The sequence below is a fragment of the Citrobacter braakii genome (assembly GCF_002075345.1).
In the GTDB taxonomy this organism is placed as follows: Bacteria; Pseudomonadota; Gammaproteobacteria; order Enterobacterales; family Enterobacteriaceae; genus Citrobacter; species Citrobacter braakii.
Window position 1 is genome coordinate 75430 of sequence record NZ_NAEW01000006.1, and the last position, 23117, is coordinate 98546.

The 23117-nt window shown below is 53.0% G+C and carries 17 protein-coding genes; 4 read left to right on the top strand and 13 right to left on the bottom strand.

Going from position 1 to position 23117, the window contains the following annotated elements; genetic code table 11:
* Positions 1-11 precede the first annotated feature (11 nt).
* Positions 12-533, bottom strand: coding sequence for a hypothetical protein (locus BZK42_RS14490; RefSeq protein WP_080859360.1), 522 nt, complete (start codon positions 531-533; stop codon positions 12-14).
* Between the two features lie 121 nt (positions 534-654).
* The gene (gene cueO, locus BZK42_RS14495; RefSeq protein WP_080859361.1) at positions 655-2271 is read right to left on the bottom strand and encodes a multicopper oxidase CueO; all 1617 of its coding nucleotides are present in this window, start codon (positions 2269-2271) and stop codon (positions 655-657) included.
* A 153-nt stretch (positions 2272-2424) separates the two neighbouring features.
* On the opposite strand from cueO, the gene BZK42_RS14500 reads away from it, so the two are divergent.
* A complete protein-coding gene (locus BZK42_RS14500; RefSeq protein ID WP_003018667.1) occupies positions 2425-2772 on the top strand; it encodes a YacC family pilotin-like protein in 348 nt (115 codons plus the stop codon).
* A 30-nt stretch (positions 2773-2802) separates the two neighbouring features.
* Here BZK42_RS14500 and BZK42_RS14505 read toward each other — a convergent pair whose 3' ends face one another.
* The 6 genes from BZK42_RS14505 to acnB form a co-directional block, all read right to left on the bottom strand.
* Positions 2803-3570, bottom strand: a complete 768-nt coding sequence (locus BZK42_RS14505; RefSeq protein ID WP_046275359.1) for a DeoR/GlpR family DNA-binding transcription regulator — start codon at positions 3568-3570, stop codon at positions 2803-2805.
* Between the two features lie 9 nt (positions 3571-3579).
* Positions 3580-4563, bottom strand: coding sequence for a D-threonate 4-phosphate dehydrogenase (locus BZK42_RS14510; RefSeq protein WP_080859362.1), 984 nt, complete (start codon positions 4561-4563; stop codon positions 3580-3582).
* The gene (dtnK, locus tag BZK42_RS14515; protein ID WP_080859363.1) at positions 4553-5824 is read right to left on the bottom strand and encodes a D-threonate kinase; all 1272 of its coding nucleotides are present in this window, start codon (positions 5822-5824) and stop codon (positions 4553-4555) included. Before dtnK ends, BZK42_RS14510 begins: the two co-directional genes overlap by 11 nt.
* A complete protein-coding gene (locus BZK42_RS14520; RefSeq protein ID WP_016151725.1) occupies positions 5821-6774 on the bottom strand; it encodes a 2-keto-3-deoxygluconate permease 1 in 954 nt (317 codons plus the stop codon). The genes dtnK and BZK42_RS14520 overlap by 4 nt, the downstream gene beginning before the upstream one ends.
* A 180-nt stretch (positions 6775-6954) precedes the next feature.
* A complete protein-coding gene (gene yacL / locus BZK42_RS14525; protein ID WP_016151724.1) occupies positions 6955-7317 on the bottom strand; it encodes a protein YacL in 363 nt (120 codons plus the stop codon).
* A 174-nt stretch (positions 7318-7491) separates the two neighbouring features.
* Positions 7492-10089, bottom strand: coding sequence for a bifunctional aconitate hydratase 2/2-methylisocitrate dehydratase (gene acnB / locus BZK42_RS14530; RefSeq protein WP_016151723.1), 2598 nt, complete (start codon positions 10087-10089; stop codon positions 7492-7494).
* A gap of 447 nt (positions 10090-10536) precedes the next feature.
* Here acnB and BZK42_RS14540 point away from each other — a divergent pair, with 447 nt between their 5' ends.
* Positions 10537-12138 carry a DUF3300 domain-containing protein gene (locus tag BZK42_RS14540; protein WP_080859364.1) on the top strand — a complete coding sequence of 534 codons (1602 nt, stop codon included), beginning with the start codon at positions 10537-10539 and terminating at the stop codon, positions 12136-12138.
* Between the two features lie 10 nt (positions 12139-12148).
* Complete coding sequence (locus tag BZK42_RS14545; RefSeq protein WP_053390263.1) at positions 12149-12943, top strand: DUF2950 family protein; 795 nt, start codon at positions 12149-12151, stop codon at positions 12941-12943.
* Between the two features lie 61 nt (positions 12944-13004).
* Here BZK42_RS14545 and traT read toward each other — a convergent pair whose 3' ends face one another.
* The 5 genes from traT to pdhR all read right to left on the bottom strand — a co-directional run bounded on the left by traT (position 13005) and on the right by pdhR (position 21029).
* Complete coding sequence (traT, locus tag BZK42_RS14550; RefSeq protein WP_043018444.1) at positions 13005-13736, bottom strand: conjugal transfer complement resistance protein TraT; 732 nt, start codon at positions 13734-13736, stop codon at positions 13005-13007.
* A 195-nt stretch (positions 13737-13931) separates the two neighbouring features.
* Positions 13932-15356 carry a dihydrolipoyl dehydrogenase gene (gene lpdA, locus BZK42_RS14555; protein ID WP_016155701.1) on the bottom strand — a complete coding sequence of 475 codons (1425 nt, stop codon included), beginning with the start codon at positions 15354-15356 and terminating at the stop codon, positions 13932-13934.
* 175 nt (positions 15357-15531) lie between these two features.
* Positions 15532-17424: a pyruvate dehydrogenase complex dihydrolipoyllysine-residue acetyltransferase gene (gene aceF / locus BZK42_RS14560; protein ID WP_016151718.1), complete on the bottom strand. Its 1893-nt coding sequence runs from the start codon at positions 17422-17424 to the stop codon at positions 15532-15534.
* A 14-nt stretch (positions 17425-17438) separates the two neighbouring features.
* Positions 17439-20102, bottom strand: a complete 2664-nt coding sequence (gene aceE, locus BZK42_RS14565; protein WP_016151717.1) for a pyruvate dehydrogenase (acetyl-transferring), homodimeric type — start codon at positions 20100-20102, stop codon at positions 17439-17441.
* A gap of 162 nt (positions 20103-20264) precedes the next feature.
* Complete coding sequence (gene pdhR, locus BZK42_RS14570; protein ID WP_003018699.1) at positions 20265-21029, bottom strand: pyruvate dehydrogenase complex transcriptional repressor PdhR; 765 nt, start codon at positions 21027-21029, stop codon at positions 20265-20267.
* Between the two features lie 564 nt (positions 21030-21593).
* Between pdhR and aroP the strand changes: the two genes are divergently transcribed.
* Complete coding sequence (aroP, locus tag BZK42_RS14575; RefSeq protein ID WP_085951098.1) at positions 21594-22967, top strand: aromatic amino acid transporter AroP; 1374 nt, start codon at positions 21594-21596, stop codon at positions 22965-22967.
* Positions 22968-23117: the final 150 nt, after the last annotated feature.

Consider the following 23117-nt stretch of genomic DNA (forward strand, 5'->3'; position numbering starts at 1 on the left):
CGGGCGTTTTTTTATTCAAACTTCAGTGACAGTAACGACGCTTTTGCGGCTTCCTGATACTGAGCCACAAGATCTTTGGTCATATTGAAGGAGACCTGCACCGCTTTCTCGTTTTGCGAGGTAATCAGCAGCATATTGAGAATTTCAGTATCCGGCGCTTGAGAACGGAAAGTAATCAGCCACGCTTTATGTCCATCAACCGTGACAGGTTCCGCCTGCGGCTTGAAGTTGGTCAGCATCTTCAGTGTCGCATCCTTTGCCATATCCAACTGAGCGGCAGGCAACGCGTTGCGCCCGGCGGTAATACCTAGAGACGCTTTACCGCGTTCGTCACCGTAAATCACCTGTGGACGGTTTTCAGAAGGGTATTTGATTTTTGCCATTTCGTCCGGCATTGGCGTGAGCGTCTGCGGAATTTCGAGACTTAAATTCAGTTTTGAAATCTGTTGGCGTTCCATCTTCATCGCAGCCTGTGCCGAAACCGCCAGAAGCATAATAAAAGATGCCGTCAGTACTTTACGCAAAAGGGCCATGAATACCTCGTGATGAGTGATTAACCTCATCAGTATATGAATGCCTTTACTCGACGATAGAGTAATAATCCTTTTTTGAAATAAACATTTAGCGGATAGCGCCACCGCTATTCGCCGCTGTTTATACGGTAAAACCGAGCATCATCCCGGTGTCTTCATGCTCTAACAAATGGCAGTGCGCCATATAGGCATGTTCCTTTGGCGCGTCGTGGTCAAATTTCACCAGCACCTCGCTCACGCCGCCCTCTACCCGCACCGTATCTTTCCATCCCGCGCGGTGCGCAGCAGGCGCTTTGCCATTTTCAGACAGAATACGGAACTGCGTGCCGTGAATGTGGAACGGATGCAGCATCATGTCGCCCTGACCGGAAATCACCCAGCGTTCGTGTTGACCTTTCGCCGCGGCAAACATCGGTTTATTCATATCAAACGCCTGACCATTAATCCGGTTGGCATTATGGAAATCGAATGTTCCATGCTTCATGTTGCCCATGTCACCATGCTGCATATTCCCCATCTCACCGTGGTTCATATTGCCATGCTTCATGTTCCCGTGGCCCATATTGTCATTATTCATATGGCCCATCATCTTGCCATGATCCATACCCGCCATAGCCTGAGCGCCGTACTTCTTCATCAACATTTGCATGCCCATCATGTCGAGCATTGGGTCCATCGATAATTGCAGTTTGCGCACCGTCAGCCCCTCAAGCGATGGCAGCGCCGGCATGGATGTCAGCGTATCCGGCAACGTGCCGGAAGCGGTAATCAGCAGCGGCTGAACGCGCATCACCGGATGCGGCTTATCAAATGGCGCAATCGCCATGCCCATCTGACCCACAGGCAGAGTAACCAGATCAAACGCTTTACCGTCACTCACGTCCACCAGCACTTCAAAGCGTTCGCCCATCAGCATAGGAAGTTCGGTCACTTTTACTGGCTCCGCCAACAGTCCGCCGTCGCTGGCAATAACGTACAAAGGACGATTGTCGCTGGCCGCGATATTCAGTGAGCGTGCGTTACAACCATTTAGCAGACGCAGACGCAGCCAACCGCGCGGTGCGGCATGCTGAGGATAAATCACCCCATTGGTCAGCAGCGTATCGCCAAACCAACCGACGGCAGCGGTCATGATGTCCAGTTGATAGTCAACCTGACCATCAGCAGAGAACTGTTTATCCTGAATAATCACCGGCACATCATCAATACCCCACTGCTTAGGCAGCAGCAACTTGCGAATCTCTTCATCTTCAATCAGCACCAGTCCGGCCAGGCCCATCGCCACCTGATGACCGGTCTTCCCATGCTGATGCGGGTGGAACCAGCAGGTTGCCGCGCGCTGATCCGGTGTGAAGGTCACAGAACGTTTCCCACCCGCCGGAATAATACCTTGCGGGCCACCGTCGACTTCACCGGGGATTTCCAGCCCGTGCCAGTGCAACGTCGTCTCTTCGGCAAGCTGGTTATGGATATCCACCGTCACCGATTGCCCTTTACTCAGCTTGACCGCCGGCCCGAGCAAACTGCCGTTATATCCCCAGGTCGTGGCTGTTTTACCGGCAAAACTCGACTGTCCGGCTTGCACGATCAGCTGCATACGGTTAGAGGCATCTGCGGTTAACAGGTCTGGAATGGGTAATGCGGGACGGTCTGCAGCAAATACGCTCCGGCTCCACAGAGGTAACGCTGACGCGACGCCCAGCGCCACGGAGTACTTTAAAAAGTCACGACGTTGCATAATCACTTCCTTATATTCAGCAGCTTAAGCAGGCTATCTTTTAAGCATAAGCCTTCCCCTTACGGGAAGGTCAAGTAAACGGCTAATAATAAAGGTCGTCGCTTCGCTCGCAGTGTGCTAACGTTTAAATTCCGTGATGCAGTGGTAGAAGCAATGAAGACGTTTTTCAGAACCGTTTTGTTCGGCAGCCTGATGGCCGTATGCGCAAACAGCTACGCGCTTAGTGAGTCCGAAGCCGAAGATATGGCCGATTTAACGGCAGTTTTTGTTTTTCTGAAAAATGACTGTGGATACCAGAATTTGCCAAATGGGCAGATTCGTCGCGCACTGGTCTTTTTTGCCCAGCAAAACCAGTGGGACCTGAGCAATTACGACACCTTCAATATGAAAGCGTTGGGTGAAGACAGCTACCGCGACCTCAGCGGTATAGGCATCCCAACGGCCAAGAAATGCAAAGCGCTGGCACGTGACTCCCTGAGCCTGTTGGCTTACGTAAAATAATCTCCGGCACGACCACGGTTGATATTACCATTACTCTGGCTGAACCAGCGAGAGGGCAACGGATTGCGCTTTTAATTCAGCCTGCGCGTTTGGCGCTAAATTCACATCGGTAACAACATCGGTAAAGCGGCTGAGCGGCGCGACGTTAAATAACGAATGCGCACCGTACTTGCTGCTATCCGCCAGTAATACCTTGCGTTGAGCATTAGCAATAATTTCCTGCTTTAATCCCGCTTTGTCTTCCGTGGGCGTGGTTACGCCCTTTTCCATACTCCAGGTGTTACAGCTCATAAAAGCGATATCAGGATAGACGCTGCGCAACATTTTCCGGCCAAACTCACCAATACAGGACTGGCTACTGTCATCGATGCGCCCACCGACGATCGTCACCTCTATCTGGCGAAATTCTGACAAAAACAGGGCAATGTGTAGATCAACGGTAATGACGCGCAGCGGCAAATGCGTCAAACATTTTGCCAATTCCAGCATCGTGGTACCGGCGTCAAGCACCACGGCATCGCCCGCGCGCACCATTGAGGCGGCAAAACGCGCAATCGCCCGTTTCTCAGCACGCGAACGCAGTTGCTTTTCGTTCGTGGTCGGCTGCGCCGCTTCAAAGCGTCGTAACGCAACACCGCCGTGGCTACGGCTGATCACACCCTGTTCATCCAGCTTAATGAGATCGCGTCTGATCGTTGCTGGTGAAGCGTCAACCGCATCAACCAATTGTTCCACGGTAACCAGCGTATGATTTTTCAAATACGCCACTATCTTATCCAGACGGTGTTGCCCTTTCATAACAGTAAATTACGCCAGTTGCATTGCCAGTTTGATCGATACGGCCATGCTCTCAGATTTTGCTTTTCCCGTCCAGGCGATATCAAATGCCGTACCATGATCGGCAGAAGTACGAATGAACGGCAAACCTGCTGTGATATTTACGCCATCATAAAAACCGAGCAACTTCAGTGGGATATGTCCCTGGTCGTGGTACATCGCCACGACCATGTCATACTGGCCCTCATAAGCCTGTAAAAACACGGTATCCGGTGGGCACGGACCGTAAACATCCATCCCCTTCGCCTTCATATTTTCAATCGCAGGCCCGACAATACGGATTTCCTCATCGCCAAACAGGCCATTCTCACCGGCATGTGGGTTCACTCCCGCAACGGCAATACGCGGATGCGCAAAGCCTACGCGCTTCAGGAAGGTATCGGCAATGCCAATCACCGTTTCGACACGTTGCCCATTGAGCGTATCGAGGAATTTGCGCAGAGCGATATGCGTGGAAACATGGATGACTTTCAGTTTGTCAGTGTACAGCACCATTGCGTAATCACGACTTTCCGTCAGCGTTGCCAGCAGTTCCGTATGTCCGGGATAATTGTGTCCACCAAGATGCAATGCTTCTTTGTTCAACGGCGCGGTCGCAATCGCATGCACATCACCCTTCATTGCCAGTTCCGTCGCGCGTTTCACACAGCGATAGGCCAGATCGCCCGCCTGCGCCTGTACGGTTCCCGGAACAAGTTCATCGGGTTGTGCCAACGGTTCATCAATCACATGAATCGTATCTGGTGTAAATCGGGCATCGGCGACCTGTTCAATAGCGCGAAATGTCACCCCTTCGGCCAACCCCTGGGCCTGCAATCGATGCAGCGTTTTCAGGCACCCAACCACCACTAACGGCGCACCGTTAAGCTCATCCTCGCGTAGCGCTTTAACAATAATTTCCGGACCAATCCCCGCCGGATCTCCCATCGTAATCGCAATTGTTTTAGTTACCACGGTACATCTCCTCAATAAAATACAGCGCATCACAAAGGGTCGTGTCAGAACCGAATCCGCCCGCTTTGGTAATCACAGGCAAGTCATCAATCTCGCTATTCACAAACGTTCCACACGGAATACAGGGGGCAACCTCACTTTGAATGCGATACCCTTCGGCTCCCAACGCACTGGCGACCGCCGTGGCAATATCACCTCCGGTCAGGAACAAGCCGCCGATACGTGCCTGTTCAATAATGTGCAGCGTTATCATTCCGAGACGCTGGCTCAGCAGTTCTCCTAGCTGTTGTCGGCTCATTTCCACGTTACGACACAGCGCGTCGATCATATCCCGGTCTTCAGCACGCCGACTGGTGCGCAGGATCGTGTGGTGTTGTTGACTCAACAGCCCACAAGCCTGCTCAATAACGGAGGCCATTTCCTGCTCGAATTCTGACCCTGCCAGGCGTGCGGCATCAACGTCCACCACCTTTGCCCGGTCCTGACACAAGGCCTTTTCCACCTGACGTCGCGTTGCTTCGCTCATTGAGCCCGCCACAACCAACACCGGCAATTCCTGCTTTTCTTGCATAAACGTTCCGGCCGGTAGCGCATTGGCAAGCCCCGCCGCCCCGACCAGTAGTGGCATCTGTTTTTGCTCACAGACCGCCTGAGCAATCAACGCGAGATCTCGTTCCTCTTGCGCATCCACCACCACCATACATTCACCTGCTGTCGCGAATCCGCTCAGCAACGCACTCAAGCTTCCCCGACGCACATCCGCTAGCGACACCTCATGTACCGGGATATCGCTTTGTAACGCGAGCAGTTCAGCAATACGTGAAGAGAGAATTGGCGTTTTCGGATCGCTGGCGAATTCCGTCTCCAACAGCGGTACGCCATGAACCAGGCATAATCCATCCCGTGTGGTACGCCCGGCGGCAGGAATCGCCGCCGCAATAACGGCCTGCGTCCGACCAGCTGTGTGCATGGCAGCAGTAACTTCAGCCCCTACGTTGCCACGGAATGTCGAGTCGATTTTTTTGTACACCAGCGGTTTTATTGCTTCTTCACACCATGGCGCTAACGCCTGTTGTACAGCTGCTGCGGCCTGCATTGCAGGCATCGCCCGACTTTCCGTGTTGATGACCAGAACATCGACGCGACGAGAAGGCTTCTGTGCCGATGTAAGCATGACCTCAGTGCGTGCGCCTTTTTTCGCCAACTGTACGCCGGTATCGTTAGACCCCGTAAAATCATCGGCGATAACGATCATTTTCATGCTTTCTTCTCCTGCACCGCCTGACGCGCCTGTTTTTTCGCCACCCACGACGTAAGAATTGGCGTCAGAATAGCGGTGGTAATTACCGACGCAGCAATCAACGGCGCAGCCGCAGCGGCAACCTCTGCCAACGATGGATCGGCTTGTGCTATCGCCAGCGGCGTCGCGACGGCGTTCCCCGCTGTACTGGATGCAGCGGCGCCAGCAATACCACTTCCGCCTACCAGACGATCGGCACGAATGTTAAAGAAGCCGCCAACAAAGGTGGTCAGCACGCCAAGCAGAATGCCTGCCAGACCACCCTGCAGCAGCATTTCCAGATTAATGCCAGCCCCAAGTGCAAACGCAAAGAAAGGAATGAGCAACGGACCGCCTTTGGTCAGGAAGTCACGCATATTGGCATCGAGGTTACCGAGGATCATACCTACCGCCAACGGTACCAGAACTGCCACCAGCGCCATGACAGGAATGTTTGCCATACCCGCAGCACCCAGTGCAATCATGGTAAAGAAAGGTCCGTCATTCAAAGACAGAATAGAAATCGCACCGACATCACGTTCGTTGCCAAATTCCCCAACCAGCGCCGCATAAAGCCCGCCATTGGAGTTACTCATTGCCGCAATAATGGCGACACCGCTCAAGCCAAAGATGCCTTCTGCACCAAACAGGTGTTCAACCCCGAGACCAATCGCGATTGCGACCAGCAATTTCGTCAGCGTAATCGTACCGCCTTGTAACAAAGCCTGTGGTGCCGCCTTTACACTAATTCCCGCCCCCATGCAGAGCAGGAACGCGCCGATCAAAGGAGCCGCACCATTTTTAAATAAAGCTGTGGTGAATCCACCGATCTGCAACGCCTGCGGGGCAAAAGTGTTGATAATGGCACCGATAACCAACGGCACTACCATCATGCCGCCGGGTACGCGTTCTATTGCCTTCTTGATGTTCATGGTCTTCCCGCCTGTTGTTGTGTTGTGATTAAATAAAATCATAAAGATTATATTCAATCAAAAACAGATCGCAAACGCGGCAGATCACAGTTTTAAAATGATTAATAAAAATCAAATAATCATTTCAATGAAAAAAAAACCGGGTTCGTCTCACCCGGCTTCATTGATATCTGAAATATCTCAGGATTGTTGTACAAACTCGCGGTACGCCGCCACGACCTGAAGAAAGTCCTCTACGCCGCAAAGTGAAAAGCTCTCTTCGTCGTAGTAGCTCATCCCCTCTTCCATTTCATCTCCGGAGAATTCCAGCTGATTGGCGCGCACCATCACCTCTTCACCATCCAGCCAGAGCGTGTATTCATGCCCTGCTCGCTGCCAGGAGCGCTCACTGCCCTTCACCGCATGCGCCGCCTGTTCCACTTCATCAAGTAAGGCCAGGTTCTCTTTCACTTCTTCGTTAAACCAGTGCCCCACCACCTCGTGGCCCATGGACATACGCACTTTTACCACTCCGGTAATATCGCGCAGAAATTCGTAATCCATAATGTCTTCCTCTGCTCCTGGCAATGCGCCAATACCGCATTGCGCCTTGCTGTAATTATCGCAGCAGCGCGGCAGAAAAAAAGCGTAGCGGGTATAAGGAATAGAAATAAAAATGCCCGGAGAAGCAGACTTCTCCGGGCATTGATGCGTTTTTACACAAATCGCGTTAGCGTATTACACCGCGGTCTGGAAAATCACACCATCGGCTTTCTCAGTATACTGAGACAGCTGGTCGAAGTTCAGATAACGGTAAGTATCCACCGCCGTCTTATCAACCTGCGCCACATAGGTCTGATACTCTTCCGCCGTCGGCAGTTTGCCAATCAGCGCCGCAACCGCCGCCAGCTCCGCAGACGCCAGGTAGACGTTCGCCCCGGTACCTAAACGGTTCGGGAAGTTACGGGTAGAGGTCGAAACCACCGTTGCGCCGTCAGCCACACGCGCCTGGTTACCCATGCACAGCGAACAGCCAGGGATCTCAATACGCGCACCGCTCTTACCAAACACGCTGTAGTAGCCTTCTTCGGTCAGCTGCGCCGCATCCATACGGGTTGGCGGAGCCACCCACAGACGAGTCGGCAACTGGCCTTTGTGTGCATCCAGCAGTTTACCCGCCGCACGGAAGTGGCCGATGTTGGTCATGCAGGAGCCGATGAAGACTTCATCGATCTTCTCGCCCTGCACGTCAGACAGCAGACGCGCGTCGTCCGGATCGTTCGGTGCACACAGGATTGGCTCTTTGATATCCGCCAGATCGATGTCGATCACCGCCGCGTATTCTGCGTCAGCGTCGGCTTCCAGCAATTGCGGATCCGCCAGCCATTTTTCCATCCCCTGCACACGACGCTCCAGCGTACGGCGATCGCCGTAACCTTCAGCGATCATCCACTTCAGCAGAACGATGTTAGAGTTCAGATACTCAACGATCGGCTCTTTGTTCAGTTTGATGGTACAACCGGCAGCGGAACGTTCAGCGGAGGCATCGGTCAGTTCGAACGCCTGCTCCACTTTCAGATCCGGCAGACCTTCGATTTCGAGGATGCGGCCAGAGAAGATGTTTTTCTTACCTTTCTTCTCAACGGTCAGCAGACCCTGTTTGATCGCGTACAGCGGAATGGCGTGTACCAGATCGCGCAGGGTAATCCCCGGCTGCATTTTGCCTTTGAAACGCACCAGAACGGATTCCGGCATATCCAGCGGCATCACGCCGGTCGCAGCAGCAAACGCCACCAGGCCAGAACCCGCCGGGAAGGAGATGCCAATCGGGAAACGAGTATGGGAGTCACCGCCGGTGCCGACGGTATCCGGCAACAGCATGCGGTTCAGCCAAGAGTGGATTACGCCATCGCCCGGACGCAGCGACACGCCGCCACGGTTCATGATGAAGTCCGGCAGAGTGTGGTGCGTGGTCACGTCAACCGGCTTCGGATACGCGGCAGTGTGACAGAAGGACTGCATCACCAGGTCAGCAGAGAAGCCCAGGCACGCCAGGTCTTTCAGTTCATCACGGGTCATCGGGCCGGTGGTATCCTGAGAACCCACGGAGGTCATCTTCGGTTCGCAGTACGCGCCCGGACGGATACCTTTCACGCCGCAGGCGCGGCCCACCATTTTCTGCGCCAGAGAGAAGCCGCGGCTGCTTTCCGCCACGTCTTTCGCCTGACGGAATACGTCGCTGTGCGGCAGTCCCAGCGCTTCGCGCGCTTTGGTGGTCAGGCCACGACCGATGATCAGCGGAATACGGCCACCAGCGCGCACTTCGTCGATCAACACATCAGTTTTCAGCTCAAAGCTTGCCAGCAATTCGCCGGTTTCGTGGTTACGCACTTCTCCTTTGAACGGGTAAACGTCAATCACGTCGCCCATGTTCATGTTCGAAACGTCCACTTCGATTGGCAGTGCGCCCGCATCTTCCATGGTATTGAAGAAGATCGGTGCAATTTTGCCGCCGAGACACAGACCGCCGCCACGCTTGTTCGGTACATGAGGGATATCATCGCCCATGAACCACAGTACGGAGTTGGTTGCAGATTTACGCGAAGAGCCAGTACCAACAACGTCACCCACATAAGCCAGCGGGTAGCCTTTTTTCTGCAGTTCTTCAATCTGTTTGATCGGGCCTACCGCGCCCGGCTGGTCCGGTTCGATACCTTCACGGGCATTTTTCAGCATCGCCAGCGCGTGCAGAGGGATATCCGGGCGAGACCATGCGTCCGGTGCCGGAGAGAGGTCATCGGTGTTAGTTTCACCCGTCACTTTAAACACGGTAACGGTGATTTTTTCAGCCAGAGCTGGACGGTTCAGGAACCATTCGGCATCGGCCCAGGACTGCATTACCTGCTTCGCGTATTCGTTGCCCGCTTTGGCTTTTTCTTCTACATCGTAGAAGTTATCGAACATCAGCAGCGTTGAAGAGAGCGCTTTGGCGGCAATCGGCGCCAGTTTTGCGTCGTCAAGCGCGTCGATCAGCGGATGAATGTTGTAACCACCCTGCATGGTGCCCAGCAGTTCAATGGCTTTTTCTGGAGTCACCAGCGGGGAGGTGGTGTCGCCTTTCGCGACGGCAGCGAGAAAACCCGCTTTAACATAAGCGGCTTCATCTACGCCAGGAGGAACGCGGTTGATCAACAGGTCTAACAGGAATTCTTCTTCGCCCACAGGCGGGGTCTTCAGCAGCTCGACAAGTGCGGCCATTTGGGTTGCGTCTAACGGTTTTGGCACAATCCCCTGGGCAGCACGCTCAGCTACGTGCTTACGGTATTCTTCTAGCACGACGATATCTCCTCGCTCTCATTGTCATAATGCGGCGCTTTTGTAGATGGGCGATTCTCTTCACGCTCCTGTGAGACAGTAGTTAGTAGGGTAAATGCCCGGTACCGCGTAAGGCACAATAACAGGATTTTCATTAAGTGTTAATCCGTTTACAAAAAAGCAACATAAAAAATTGGCTGAATCGTTAAGAATGGTGTAGCGACAAGGCGGGGCGTAATTTAGGCTCCCTAAAAACGATGTAAAACGGTTAATTTTCAAGCGTGACATGCTGAATATTCCAGCGATTTTTCAGCCATCAGATATAATTGTGTAATAAATCTTCACACTCTTTTTCCGGACCTGCCGGGTGAATCCCCAATAAAAGTCAAAACTATCTAACACGGGTGAATAATACTCGCGGCAACAGAACGCCTCACGGCACAGCGCTCGTCTCGTTGGAGTCATTTTATGAAGTTGCCCTTTAAGCCACATCTGCTTGTCCTTCTGTGCAGTGCCGGGCTGTTTGCCGCCTCTGGCGTGATGTTCGTTAAAAGTCGCGCAACGGAGCCAGCAGCTCCAGCCCCCGTCGCACAGCAACCGTCCGCACCGGCTCCAGCTCCCGTAGCGGCCCCTGCCCCGGCCGATCAACCAGCGCCCACCGCAGCCCCTACGTACACATCGGCACAAATCGATCAGTGGGTTGCGCCTATCGCGCTCTATCCGGATTCACTGCTGTCGCAAATTTTGATGGCCTCAACCTACCCGGCCAACGTCATCCAGGCCGCGCAGTGGTCAAAAGACAATCCCAAAATGCAGGGTGATGCCGCCATTCAGGCCGTTGCTAGCCAACCCTGGGATCCCAGCGTGAAATCGCTGGTGGCGTTTCCACAGCTGATGTCGCTGATGGGTGAAAATCCGCCGTGGGTACAGAGCCTGGGCGATGCATTCCTTGCGCAGCCGAAAGAGGTTATGGATTCCGTTCAACGCCTGCGTGCGCTGGCGCAACAGACCGGAGCATTGCAATCAACACCGCAGCAGACCGTTACCACCGTGACCAAAGCAGCACCGGCTAAAACCGTCACCAGCGAGTCAACAACCACAACAGCCACGACCGCAGCTTCAGCAAGCCCAACGGTAATCAAAATTGAATCCGCCGACCCGCAGGTAGTTTACGTTCCCACCTATAACCCAAATACGGTTTACGGTACCTGGCCGAACACCGCCTATCCGCCAACCTATCTACCGCCAACGCCCGGCGAGCAGTTTGGCAACAGCTTCGTTAACGGTTTAGGCTTCAGCCTCGGCGTCGCCACAACTTATGCCATCTTCAGCAATATTGACTGGGATGACGACGATGACTGGGATCACCATCATAACGATGACTGGGATAACCATGGCGGCTATAACCGCAACGGTGATAACAACATCAATATCAACGTAGATAACTTCAATAAAATCAGTGGACAGCGTCTGACGGATGCCAACCGTACCTGGCAGCACAACCCGGCCTATCGCGAAGGGGTGCCGTACCCTAATAGCCAGCTCAATAACCGCTTCCACTCCACTAACACGGCTACTGGCCTAAGCTCAACCCAGCAAAGACCGGTCAACCGTGATAGCCAGCGTCAGGCAGCGTTGAGCCAGATGGAAAAATCAACGGGGAAAACCTTCCCCCAGACGGCGCGTACGGGAACGAAAGACGCCCAGCGTCAGGCATCCAGCCAACAACTAAAGCAAATTTCCCAGCGTAATAACTACCGTGGTTACGATACCAAACCGCAAACGGCAAAACGGACAAACGCTCAGCAACATGAACATCGCCAGGCCGCCACTCAGCGACAAGAGAAACGGGTCACGCAACCAGCGCAGCAACGCAACGTGCAGCAGCGCAATCTTCAACAACGGACCAGCCAACCGCGGGCCAATGCGCTGAGCGGCAACGACAGTCGCTCCGCCAGTTGGCAGGCGCAGCAGCAGCGAGGGGCTCAAAGCAGGCAGGTCGCCCGCAACCAGCCATCTCGCCAGCTATCCGGCGACCGTGCTGAACACCGTGAATTCCGTCATCGTTAAGGGAAGCGACATGAAAAATAAACTACTCAGTGGAATGGTGTTATTCATGGTTTCGACCACCGCGATGGCACAGCAATCCTTCAGCACACCAGACCAGGCGACCGATGCCCTGGCAACCGCGATAAGCGAGCAGAATGAAAGCGCGATGAACAACCTGCTCGGGGAAAACTGGCGCGAGTTTCTGCCACCGGAAGGCGTCGATCCTGATGCGGTTGATCGCTTCCTGCGCGACTGGAAGGTCCGCCATAATACCGTCATCGACGGCAATACCGCGCACCTGGTGGTCGGGGACAGCGACTGGCAACTGCCGATCCCGGTTGTTAAAAGCGCTTCCGGCTGGCAATTTGATATCAAGGAAGCGGCTGAAGAGATCCTGACCCGTGAGATTGGGCGCAACGAACTTGCGGCTATTGAAGCATTACACGCCTATGTAGATGCTCAGCAAAGCTACTTTGCGATGAACCAAAAATACGCGCAAAAGATTGTCAGTTCTGAAGGGAAAAAAGATGGTCTGTACTGGCCTGTTTCGCCCGGCGAAGCGCCAAGCCCGCTTGGCCCGGCCTTTAGTCCGCAGGAGCCTGGCACGGGCTATCACGGCTATCGTTTCCGTATCCTTCCCGATAAAACCAGCGGCTTTGCGATGGTTGCCTGGCCCGTCAGCTACGATCACACTGGTGTTATGAGTTTTATGATTAACGGTGATGATAAAGTCTACCAGGCCGATCTCGGCGTTGATTCACAACAGAAAGCCCAGGCGTTAACCGCATATCATCTGGATAAAAACTGGCAGCCCGTAGCGCCCTGAATGCCAGTCAAATAGTGAGTTGACCGGGGAAGCGAAGCCCCTCCGGCCAACTCACGAGAGATTACAGGATGTTAGCGACGGATTTCGCCAGCTGCGCTTCCAGAACCGGTTTCGCTTCCTCGAACTTCAGGTTCACTTTGTTGGCATTAGACACGACGCGGGTCTGGTATTTTGCGCGATCGCCCTGCGCGCTGCTGGTTTGCAGCTTGATACCGGACGTGCCCTGGCGCAGTGCGGCAACGTTATCCGTTGTCACTTTCGCTTTGCTGCGCTCAGAGATTTGCAGGTCAGTGACCATGGTGTAGTTCACGTCTTCTACCATGGCATCCGCGGCCATACCGATCAGCCCCGCCGCCAGGCCAACGCCCAGCGCCGCGCCGGAGGAGTTGCTGTTATAGGCAGTGATCCCCGCTCCCAACGCAGCACCCACCGCTGCCCCTTCATAGCCGGTCTTCAGGAAGCCCTGAGCTTCACGCAGATCCATTTTGTCCGCTTTCAGTACGTTCGCCTGTACCCAGTAGTAAGCGCTGTCTGGTGAACTGGTCACTTTATAGCCCTTCGCAGACAGGTCGTTTGCCAGCAGGGTTTGCAGGTTGCTCATGTCTTTATCAGAAGTGTTTTTTACCTGAATGTAGACGGTCTTCTCGCTGGAAGGCTCCAGCCAGATGGTTTCACTCATCTGCGTTTTCACTTCGAGATTACGTTTTTTAACGGCGGTGGTCATCGCGCCACAACCAGTCAGCGTCATTGTCGCGACAACCATGCCAACAACCGCGATTTTTTTTAAAGACATGTTATTTCCTTTTTTCGTGTAATAGAGAATCCAGAGCCTCTTAACCGCGCGGCCAGTAGCCACACAATGGCGAAAAAAGTATCGGCAGTTGCGCAATTTTTTTTAGTGGAAATATCAATAAGATGACTACCAGAACTGGTAGCTTTCAGGCAAAAAAAACGCCTCCGAAGAGGCGTTTTCACAAAAGCGGGAAGATTACTTTTTCTTCGCTTTCGGGTTTGGCAGGTCGGTGATGCTACCTTCGAACACTTCTGCCGCCAGGCCCACAGACTCGTGCAGAGTCGGGTGCGCGTGGATGGTCAGCGCGATGTCTTCAGCATCACAACCCATTTCGATCGCCAGACCGATTTCACCCAGCAGCTCGCCGCCGTTGGTACCGACAATCGCACCACCGATAACACGGTGAGATTCTTTGTCGAAAATCAGTTTAGTCATACCGTCTGCGCAGTCGGAAGCGATAGCACGACCAGAAGCAGCCCACGGGAAGGTGGCGGTCTCAAAGCTGATGCCTTTCTCTTTCGCTTCTTTCTCAGTCAGGCCAACCCATGCAACTTCTGGTTCAGTGTATGCGATGGATGGGATAACTTTCGGATCGAAGTAGTGTTTCTTACCGGCGATAACTTCAGCGGCAACGTGACCTTCGTGAACACCTTTGTGCGCCAGCATCGGCTGACCGACGATATCGCCGATAGCAAAGATGTGCGGCACGTTGGTACGCAGCTGTTTGTCAACGCGGATGAAGCCACGGTCATCAACTTCCACGCCAGCTTTGCCCGCGTCGAGGTTTTTGCCGTTCGGTACACGACCGATAGCCACCAGCACTGCATCGTAACGCTGAGCTTCAGCTGGCGCTTTTTTGCCTTCCATAGAAACGTAGATACCGTCTTCTTTCGCTTCAACGGCGGTTACTTTGGTTTCCAGCATCAGGTTGAATTTCTTGCTGATGCGTTTGGTAAAGACTTTAACCACGTCTTTATCGGCAGCCGGGATAACCTGGTCGAACATTTCAACCACGTCGATCTCTGAACCCAGCGCATGGTACACAGTACCCATTTCCAGACCGATGATACCGCCGCCCATTACCAGCAGGCGCTTAGGAACAGTCTTCAGTTCCAGTGCATCGGTGGAATCCCACACGCGCGGATCTTCATGCGGAATGAATGGCAGTTCGATCGGACGGGAACCCGCCGCGATGATCGCGTTGTCAAAGTTGATCACGGTTTTGCCGTTTTCACCTTCAACTTCCAGGGTGTTTGCCCCGGTAAATTTACCCAGACCGTTAACCACTTTCACTTTACGGCCTTTGGCCATACCCGCCAGACCGCCGGTCAGTTGAGTGATAACTTTTTCTTTCCAGGTACGAATCTTGTCGATATCGGTTTTCGGCTCGCCAAAAACGATACCGTGTTCAGCCAGCGCTTTGGCTTCTTCGATAACTTTTGCTACGTGCAGCAGCGCTTTAGAAGGGATACAGCCGACGTTCAGACAAACACCACCGAGGGTGCTGTAACGTTCTACGATGACGGTCTCCAGACCTAAATCTGCGCAACGGAAGGCAGCAGAGTAACCTGCAGGGCCTGCCCCAAGTACCACGACCTGAGTTTTGATTTCAGTGCTCATCATGACCTCTTAATTTATACCCGTCGTCCACCGGGTCGTTCTATCCGCCCGTATTTTACAAAATTGTTAACAATTTTGAAACAACAAACGGCAACCGATTTGTCTTTCGCACAATAACCTCACTGACTTCATGAGATTACCAGAAAAAAGCCGGCCGTCGGGCCGGCTTTTTCGCTTACATCACCAGGCGGCGAATGTCAGACAGCATGTTGTTGATGATGGTGATAAAGCGCGCACCATCAGCACCGTCGATTACGCGGTGGTCGAAGGAGAGCGAAATCGGCATCATCAGACGCGGCATAAACTCTTTACCGTTCCACACTGGCTCCATAGAGGACTTGGAGACACCGAGGATAGCCACTTCCGGCGCGTTCACAATCGGCGCGAAGTGGGTCGTACCCAGGCCACCGATGCTGGAGATGGTGAAGCAACCGCCCTGCATTTCGCCAGCGGTCAGCTTGCCATCACGCGCTTTCTTGGAGATGGTGGTCAGTTCACGAGACAGCTCGGTAATGCTCTTCTTGTTCACGTCTTTGAAGACCGGAACAACCAGACCATTCGGCGTATCTACCGCGACACCGATGTTGATGTATTTTTTCAGGGTCAGACGCTGACCGTCTTCAGACAGAGAGCTGTTGAAGCGCGGCATCTGTTCCAGAGCGGCGGCAACGGCTTTCATGATGAAGACCACTGGCGTGAATTTCACATCCAGTTTACGTTTTTCAGCTTCGGCGTTCTGCTGTTTACGGAACGCTTCCAGATCGGTGATATCGGTCTTGTCGAAGTGAGTAACGTGCGGGATCATCACCCAGTTACGGCTCAGGTTAGCACCAGAGATTTTCTGGATACGACCCAGTTCCACTTCTTCGATTTCACCAAACTTGCTGAAGTCCACTTTCGGCCAAGGCAGCATGCCCGGAATACCGCCGCCTGCTGCTGCCGGAGCAGCTTCAGCACGCTTGATAGCGTCTTTCACGTAAGCCTGAACGTCTTCACGCAGGATACGACCTTTACGGCCAGAACCTTTCACTTTCGCCAGGTTTACACCGAACTCGCGCGCCAGGCGACGAATCAGCGGCGTTGCATGAACGTAAGCGTCGTTCTCAGCGAACTCAGATTTACCTTCCGCTTTCGCGGCCGGAGCTGCAGCTGGTTTAGCAGCCTGAGCCGGTGCAGCTGCAGAGGCTGGAGCAGCCGCGGCAGCTGGAGCGGCAGCAGGTGCTGCGCCTTCAACTTCGAAGATCATAATCAGAGAACCGGTTTTGACTTTGTCGCCGGTGCTGATTTTGATTTCTTTCACGGTGCCCGCGAACGGTGCCGGAACTTCCATCGACGCTTTATCGCCTTCAACGGTAATCAGTGACTGCTCAGCGGCAATTTTATCGCCCACTTTAACCATCACTTCAGTGACTTCAACTTCGTCACCGCCGATATCCGGAACGTTAACCTCTTTCGAGCCAGAAGCTGCCGGAGCCGCCGCTGCTGCTGGAGCTGCCGCCTGAGCCGGTGCTGCAGCAGGCGCTGCGCCTGCAACTTCGAAGACCATAATCAGAGAACCGGTAGACACTTTATCGCCCGTGTTGATTTTGATCTCTTTAACGGTGCCCGCGAACGGCGCCGGAACTTCCATCGACGCTTTATCGCCTTCAACGGTGATCAGAGACTGTTCAGCCGCAACGGTGTCGCCCACTTTAACCATAACTTCGGTAACTTCGACTTCGTCACCGCCGATGTCCGGTACGTGTACTTCTTTCGCCGCTGCCGCAGCAGGTGCTGCTGCCGGAGCTGCTTCTTTCTTCTCTTCTGCCGGAGCAGGTGCAGCGGCTGCTGCACCATCGGCGGAATCGAAAATCATGATCAGTTTGCCGGTCTCAGTTTTGTCGCCAACAGAGACTTTGATCTCTTTAACGATACCTGCCTGAGGAGACGGAACTTCCATAGAGGCTTTGTCGCCTTCTACGGTGATCAGCGACTGTTCAGCTTCAACTTTGTCGCCCACTTTGACCAGGATCTCGGTGATTTCAACTTCATCAGCCCCGATGTCCGGTACATTGATTTCGATAGCCATTATTCTTTTACCTCTTACGCCAGACGCGGGTTAACTTTATCTGCATCGATGTTGAATTTGATGATTGCGTCAGCAACCACTTTCTTATCGATTTCGCCACGTTTAGCCAGTTCGCCCAGGGCCGCTACAACCACATAAGAAGCATCAACTTCGAAGTGGTGACGCAGGTTTTCACGGCTGTCAGAGCGACCGAAGCCGTCAGTACCCAGTACGCGATAATCATCAGCCGGTACATAAGTACGAACCTGTTCGGCAAACAGTTTCATATAGTCAGTAGATGCCACTGCCGGAGCGTCGTTCATCACCTGAGCGATGTACGGAACGCGCGGAGTTTCCATCGGGTGCAGCATGTTCCAGCGTTCACAATCCTGGCCATCACGCGCCAGTTCAGTGAAGGAGGTTACGCTGTAAACGTCAGAACCTACACCGTAGTCGTTCGCCAGGATCTGTGCTGCTTCACGCACGTGACGCAGGATAGAACCGGAGCCCAGCAGCTGAACTTTACCTTTCTTACCTTCGAGGGTTTCGAGTTTGTAGATACCTTTACGGATACCTTCCTCGGCACCTGCTGGCATTGCCGGCATGTGGTAGTTTTCGTTCAGCGTGGTGATGTAGTAATAAACGTTCTCTTGTTTCTCACCGTACATACGCTCCAGACCATCGTGCATGATGACCGCAACTTCGTACGCGTAAGACGGATCGTAAGAGATACAGTTCGGGATAGTCAGAGACTGAATATGGCTGTGACCATCTTCGTGCTGCAGACCTTCGCCGTTCAGCGTCGTACGACCAGAAGTTCCCCCTACCAGGAAGCCGCGAGCCTGTTGGTCGCCTGCCTGCCAGCACAGGTCACCGATACGCTGGAACCCGAACATGGAGTAGTAGATGTAGAACGGAATCATCGGCAGATCGTTGGTGCTGTAGGAGGTCGCAGCAGCCAGCCAGGATGCGCCAGCACCCAGTTCGTTGATGCCTTCCTGCAGGATCTGACCTTTCTCGTCTTCTTTATAGTAAGCAACCTGCTCACGGTCCTGCGGGGTGTACTGCTGGCCGTTCGGGCTGTAGATACCGATCTGACGGAACAGACCTTCCATACCGAAAGTACGCGCTTCGTCAGCGATGATCGGAACCAGACGATCTTTGATCGACTTGTTCTTCAGCATCACGTTCAGGGCACGAACGAAAGCGATAGTGGTGGAGATTTCTTTGTTCTGCTCTTCCAGCAGCGCACCGAAGTCTTCCAGAGCAGGCAGTTCCAGCTTCTCGGTGAAGTTCGGCTGACGAGCAGGCAGATAGCCGTGCAGTTTCTGACGCTGAGCGTGCAGATAAGTGTGCTCTTCAGAACCTTCCGGGAAGGTGATGTAAGACAGGTTTTCAACCTGCTCATCGGTCACAGGAACGTTGAAACGGTCGCGGATATAACGCACGCCGTCCATGTTCATTTTCTTCACCTGGTGAGCGATGTTTTTACCTTCGGCGGTGTCACCCATGCCGTAACCTTTGATGGTATGGGCCAGGATTACAGTTGCTTTGCCTTTGGTTTCCTGCGCTTTCTTCAGTGCAGCGTAGACTTTCTTCGGATCGTGACCACCACGGTTCAGAGCCCAAATCTGCTCGTCAGTCCAGTCAGCAACCAGGGCTGCGGTTTCCGGGTATTTACCGAAGAAGTGCTCACGTACGTATGCGCCATCTTTGGATTTAAAGGTCTGGTAGTCGCCGTCAACGGTTTCGTTCATCAGTTGGATCAGTTTACCGCTGGTATCTTTACGCAGCAGCTCATCCCAACGACCGCCCCACATGACTTTGATAACGTTCCAGCCAGCGCCCGCGAAGATGCCTTCCAGTTCGTTGACAATCTTGCCGTTACCGGTGACCGGACCGTCAAGACGCTGCAGGTTACAGTTGATAACAAAGACCAGGTTGTCCAGTTTCTCACGGGTCGCGATGGTGATAGCACCCTTAGATTCTGGCTCATCCATTTCGCCGTCGCCCAGGAAGGCGTAAACGGTTTGTTTAGAGGTATCTTTCAGGCCACGGTGTTCCAGATATTTCAGGAACTTAGCCTGGTAGATTGCACCGATTGGGCCCAGACCCATAGATACGGTCGGGAACTGCCAGAATTCCGGCATCAGTTTCGGGTGCGGGTAGGAAGACAGGCCTTTGCCATGTACTTCCTGACGGAAGTTGTTCATCTGCTCTTCAGTCAGACGACCTTCCAGGAATGCGCGAGCGTAGATGCCCGGAGAGATGTGGCCCTGGAAGTAAACCAGATCGCCGCCATCCTGCTCGTTGCGTGCACGGAAGAAGTGGTTGAAGCAAACATCATACACCGTTGCGGAGGACTGGAAGGATGCCATGTGGCCACCCAGCTCGAGGTCCTTTTTAGACGCGCGCAGTACGGTCATGATGGCGTTCCAGCGGATAGCAGAACGAATACGACGCTCCAGCTCCAGATTGCCCGGGTATTCCGGTTCATCTTCAACGGCAATAGTGTTTACATAATTGCTGGCCCCAGCACCTGCCGCTACTTTCACGCCGCCTTTGCGAGCTTCTGAAAGCAGTTGGTCGATCAGATACTGAGCACGCTCAACACCTTCTTCACGGATGACCGATTCGATCGCCTGTAGCCAGTCGCGAGTTTCGATCGGATCCACGTCATTTGGGAAACGTTCTGACATGGGGGTATTCCTTATCTATCTAATACGTTGAGTTATCTGGAACCTGTCCCATTACGTTCTCACCAGAGAGCGTAATAAGACAGGTTCTGCGTTTAGTTGCCGCGCCTTTCGATAGCGCTTGATTTACAACATCTTCTGGTTAACGTTCTGCCAGAAAAATCACTAATTCTTTCGTTGCTCCAGACGGCGTAAGGCGCGTTCACGACGGCTTTCCTCACGGCTCCTGTCCAGCAGAATCTCTTCGATAAACGCCAGGTGACGGTGAGACGCTTCACGCGCTTCTTCAGGCTTCCCGGCGATAATTGCTTCAAAGATGCGGGTACGGTGACTGCTCACCAGCGGCAGCATCTCGCGACGCGCATACAGCAATTCGAAGTTTTGCCGAACGTTCTGGGCCAGCATCGGCTCCATACACCTTAGCAAATGGAGCAGCACCACATTATGTGCCGCTTCGGTGACAGCAATTTGATACTGGAGTACCGCGTCAGATTCGCCGTCAAGATCGCCGGACTGTTGAGCAAGCTCGATCGCATGGTGGAGTTCACGGATACGCGTTTTGTCTTCATCCGTGCTGCGCAGTGCAGCGTAATAGGCTGCAATACCTTCCAGCGCATGGCGCGTCTCAAGCAGGTCAAACTGGGATTCAGGATGGTCGGAGAGCAGCTCTACCAGTGGGTCGCTAAAGCTCTGCCACAGGCTGCTCTGAACAAAAGTGCCACCGCCCTGACGACGAAGCAGTAACCCCTTCGCTTCAAGGCGTTGGATCGCCTCGCGTAAGGAGGGGCGGGAGACGTCGAACTGTTTTGCCAGCTCGCGTTCCGGTGGGAGTTTTTCTCCGGGGCGAAGTGTCCCCTCAAGAATTAAAAACTCCAGCTGCTGCTCAATCACATCGGAGAGTTTTGGTTGGCGGATTTTGCTGTAGGCCATGATTTCCTGTCTTAAGCCATTTGCCCGGAGTCAATTGGTCTTACCAATTTCATGTTCTTGACGCTAAAGTAACAAAGTATTCACCTTCTGTCCATACAGGTTTTGATTGAAATCAGTAAAGGGGGCATATTTTAACAACATTACAGAAATAACGTTTCAAACATGTAACTATGCACAAATGTTAAATTTACCCACCACGGGGTAGTTTTAACGGAATTGAAACGAAAAAATATCTTATCTGAACCGATTCACCTGATTATTTATCGACACATTAGCCACAATTAGTGAATAAAAATTCAAAATGGAAATTTTGTGGTAGATAAACTCGCATTTACAAATGGTTTCTTTTTATTCAACTCGTCATCTTGCCCGCATAAAGCAGGTGCATTCGCGCTCGCATATCATTATTCTGATCAAGACAAAAGCATTGAGGCAACATTTTATCTAAAGCATCTGTAAACAAATAAATACAACAAACGGAATTGCAAACTTACACACGCATTGCTGCGTAGTTCAAAAAATAAGTACTCGAAATATGAAGAGTAAAACCACACACGAGGTTTAATGATGGAAAGTCAACAGCATGGCGATCAGCTCAAGCGCGGTCTTAAGAACCGCCATATACAGCTAATCGCGCTGGGTGGCGCGATTGGTACCGGGTTATTTCTCGGTAGCGCATCCGTTATCCAGTCTGCAGGACCGGGTATTATTCTGGGTTACGCAATTGCCGGCTTTATCGCCTTTTTGATTATGCGTCAGTTAGGTGAAATGGTAGTTGAAGAACCGGTTGCAGGCTCCTTTAGCCACTTTGCTTATAAATACTGGGGCGGTTTTGCGGGCTTCTCTTCTGGCTGGAACTATTGGGTACTGTACGTCCTGGTTGCCATGGCTGAACTGACTGCCGTAGGTAAATACATCCAGTTCTGGTATCCGGATATCCCCACCTGGGTTTCTGCTGCAGCCTTCTTCGTGCTGATCAACGCCATCAACCTGACCAACGTGAAAGTGTTTGGGGAAATGGAGTTCTGGTTCGCCATTATTAAAGTCATTGCCGTGGTTGCGATGATTCTGTTCGGCGGCTGGTTGCTGTTTAGCGGCAACGGCGGCCCGCAGGCCAGCGTCAGTAACCTGTGGAGTCAGGGTGGCTTCCTGCCGCACGGCTTCACCGGTCTGGTGATGATGATGGCTATTATTATGTTCTCTTTCGGTGGGCTGGAGCTGGTCGGGATCACCGCAGCAGAAGCCGATAACCCGGAGCAAAGCATTCCCAAAGCAACCAACCAGGTTATCTACCGTATCCTGATTTTCTATGTAGGTTCGCTGGCTGTTCTGCTTTCCCTGATGCCGTGGACGCGCGTCACGGCTGATACCAGCCCGTTTGTCCTTATTTTCCACGAGCTGGGCGACACCTTTGTTGCCAATGCTCTGAACATCGTAGTGCTGACCGCTGCCCTTTCTGTCTATAACAGCTGCGTATACTGCAACAGCCGTATGCTGTTCGGTCTGGCACAACAGGGCAACGCGCCAAAAGCGCTGATGAACGTCGACAAACGCGGCGTACCGGTGAACACCATTCTGGTCTCCGCGCTGGTTACGGCTCTGTGTGTACTGATCAACTATCTGGCACCGGAATCCGCCTTTGGCCTGCTGATGGCGCTGGTGGTTTCCGCACTGGTGATCAACTGGGCAATGATTAGCCTGGCGCACATGAAGTTCCGCAAAGCCAAACAGCAGCAAGGCGTTACCACCCGTTTCCCGGCGCTGCTCTATCCGCTTGGTAACTGGGTATGTCTGATTTTCATGGCTGCAGTGCTGGTGATTATGCTGATGACGCCGGGCATGGCGATTTCGGTGTACTTAATCCCGGTATGGATTGCCATTCTTGGCATCGGCTATTTGTGCAAACAGAAAACCGCCAAAGTAGCTAAAGCGCATTAATTCTCCCTCCCCCACCTGCATCAGGTGGGGGTTGTTACCTGCCTCACACTTTCCCACTCACGACTGTTTCGTCCATATCACTGGCGTTATCCTGCAACGCAAAAACACCTCTGCCAGACAATAATTATCTCCATATCTTATTAATGGAGT

What these genes read in the sequence shown, in the direction of transcription:
- BZK42_RS14490 (WP_080859360.1), bottom strand. Translation starts at nt 533, where the DNA reads ATGGCCCTTTTGCGTAAAGTACTGACGGCATCTTTTATTATGCTTCTG.
- cueO (WP_080859361.1), bottom strand. Translation starts at nt 2,271, where the DNA reads ATGCAACGTCGTGACTTTTTAAAGTACTCCGTGGCGCTGGGCGTCGCG.
- BZK42_RS14500 (WP_003018667.1), top strand. Translation starts at nt 2,425, where the DNA reads ATGAAGACGTTTTTCAGAACCGTTTTGTTCGGCAGCCTGATGGCCGTA.
- BZK42_RS14505 (WP_046275359.1), bottom strand. Translation starts at nt 3,570, where the DNA reads ATGAAAGGGCAACACCGTCTGGATAAGATAGTGGCGTATTTGAAAAAT.
- dtnK (WP_080859363.1), bottom strand. Translation starts at nt 5,824, where the DNA reads ATGAAAATGATCGTTATCGCCGATGATTTTACGGGGTCTAACGATACC.
- BZK42_RS14520 (WP_016151725.1), bottom strand. Translation starts at nt 6,774, where the DNA reads ATGAACATCAAGAAGGCAATAGAACGCGTACCCGGCGGCATGATGGTA.
- yacL (WP_016151724.1), bottom strand. Translation starts at nt 7,317, where the DNA reads ATGGATTACGAATTTCTGCGCGATATTACCGGAGTGGTAAAAGTGCGT.
- BZK42_RS14540 (WP_080859364.1), top strand. Translation starts at nt 10,537, where the DNA reads ATGAAGTTGCCCTTTAAGCCACATCTGCTTGTCCTTCTGTGCAGTGCC.
- BZK42_RS14545 (WP_053390263.1), top strand. Translation starts at nt 12,149, where the DNA reads ATGAAAAATAAACTACTCAGTGGAATGGTGTTATTCATGGTTTCGACC.
- traT (WP_043018444.1), bottom strand. Translation starts at nt 13,736, where the DNA reads ATGTCTTTAAAAAAAATCGCGGTTGTTGGCATGGTTGTCGCGACAATG.
- lpdA (WP_016155701.1), bottom strand. Translation starts at nt 15,356, where the DNA reads ATGAGCACTGAAATCAAAACTCAGGTCGTGGTACTTGGGGCAGGCCCT.
- aceF (WP_016151718.1), bottom strand. Translation starts at nt 17,424, where the DNA reads ATGGCTATCGAAATCAATGTACCGGACATCGGGGCTGATGAAGTTGAA.
- aceE (WP_016151717.1), bottom strand. Translation starts at nt 20,102, where the DNA reads ATGTCAGAACGTTTCCCAAATGACGTGGATCCGATCGAAACTCGCGAC.
- pdhR (WP_003018699.1), bottom strand. Translation starts at nt 21,029, where the DNA reads ATGGCCTACAGCAAAATCCGCCAACCAAAACTCTCCGATGTGATTGAG.
- aroP (WP_085951098.1), top strand. Translation starts at nt 21,594, where the DNA reads ATGATGGAAAGTCAACAGCATGGCGATCAGCTCAAGCGCGGTCTTAAG.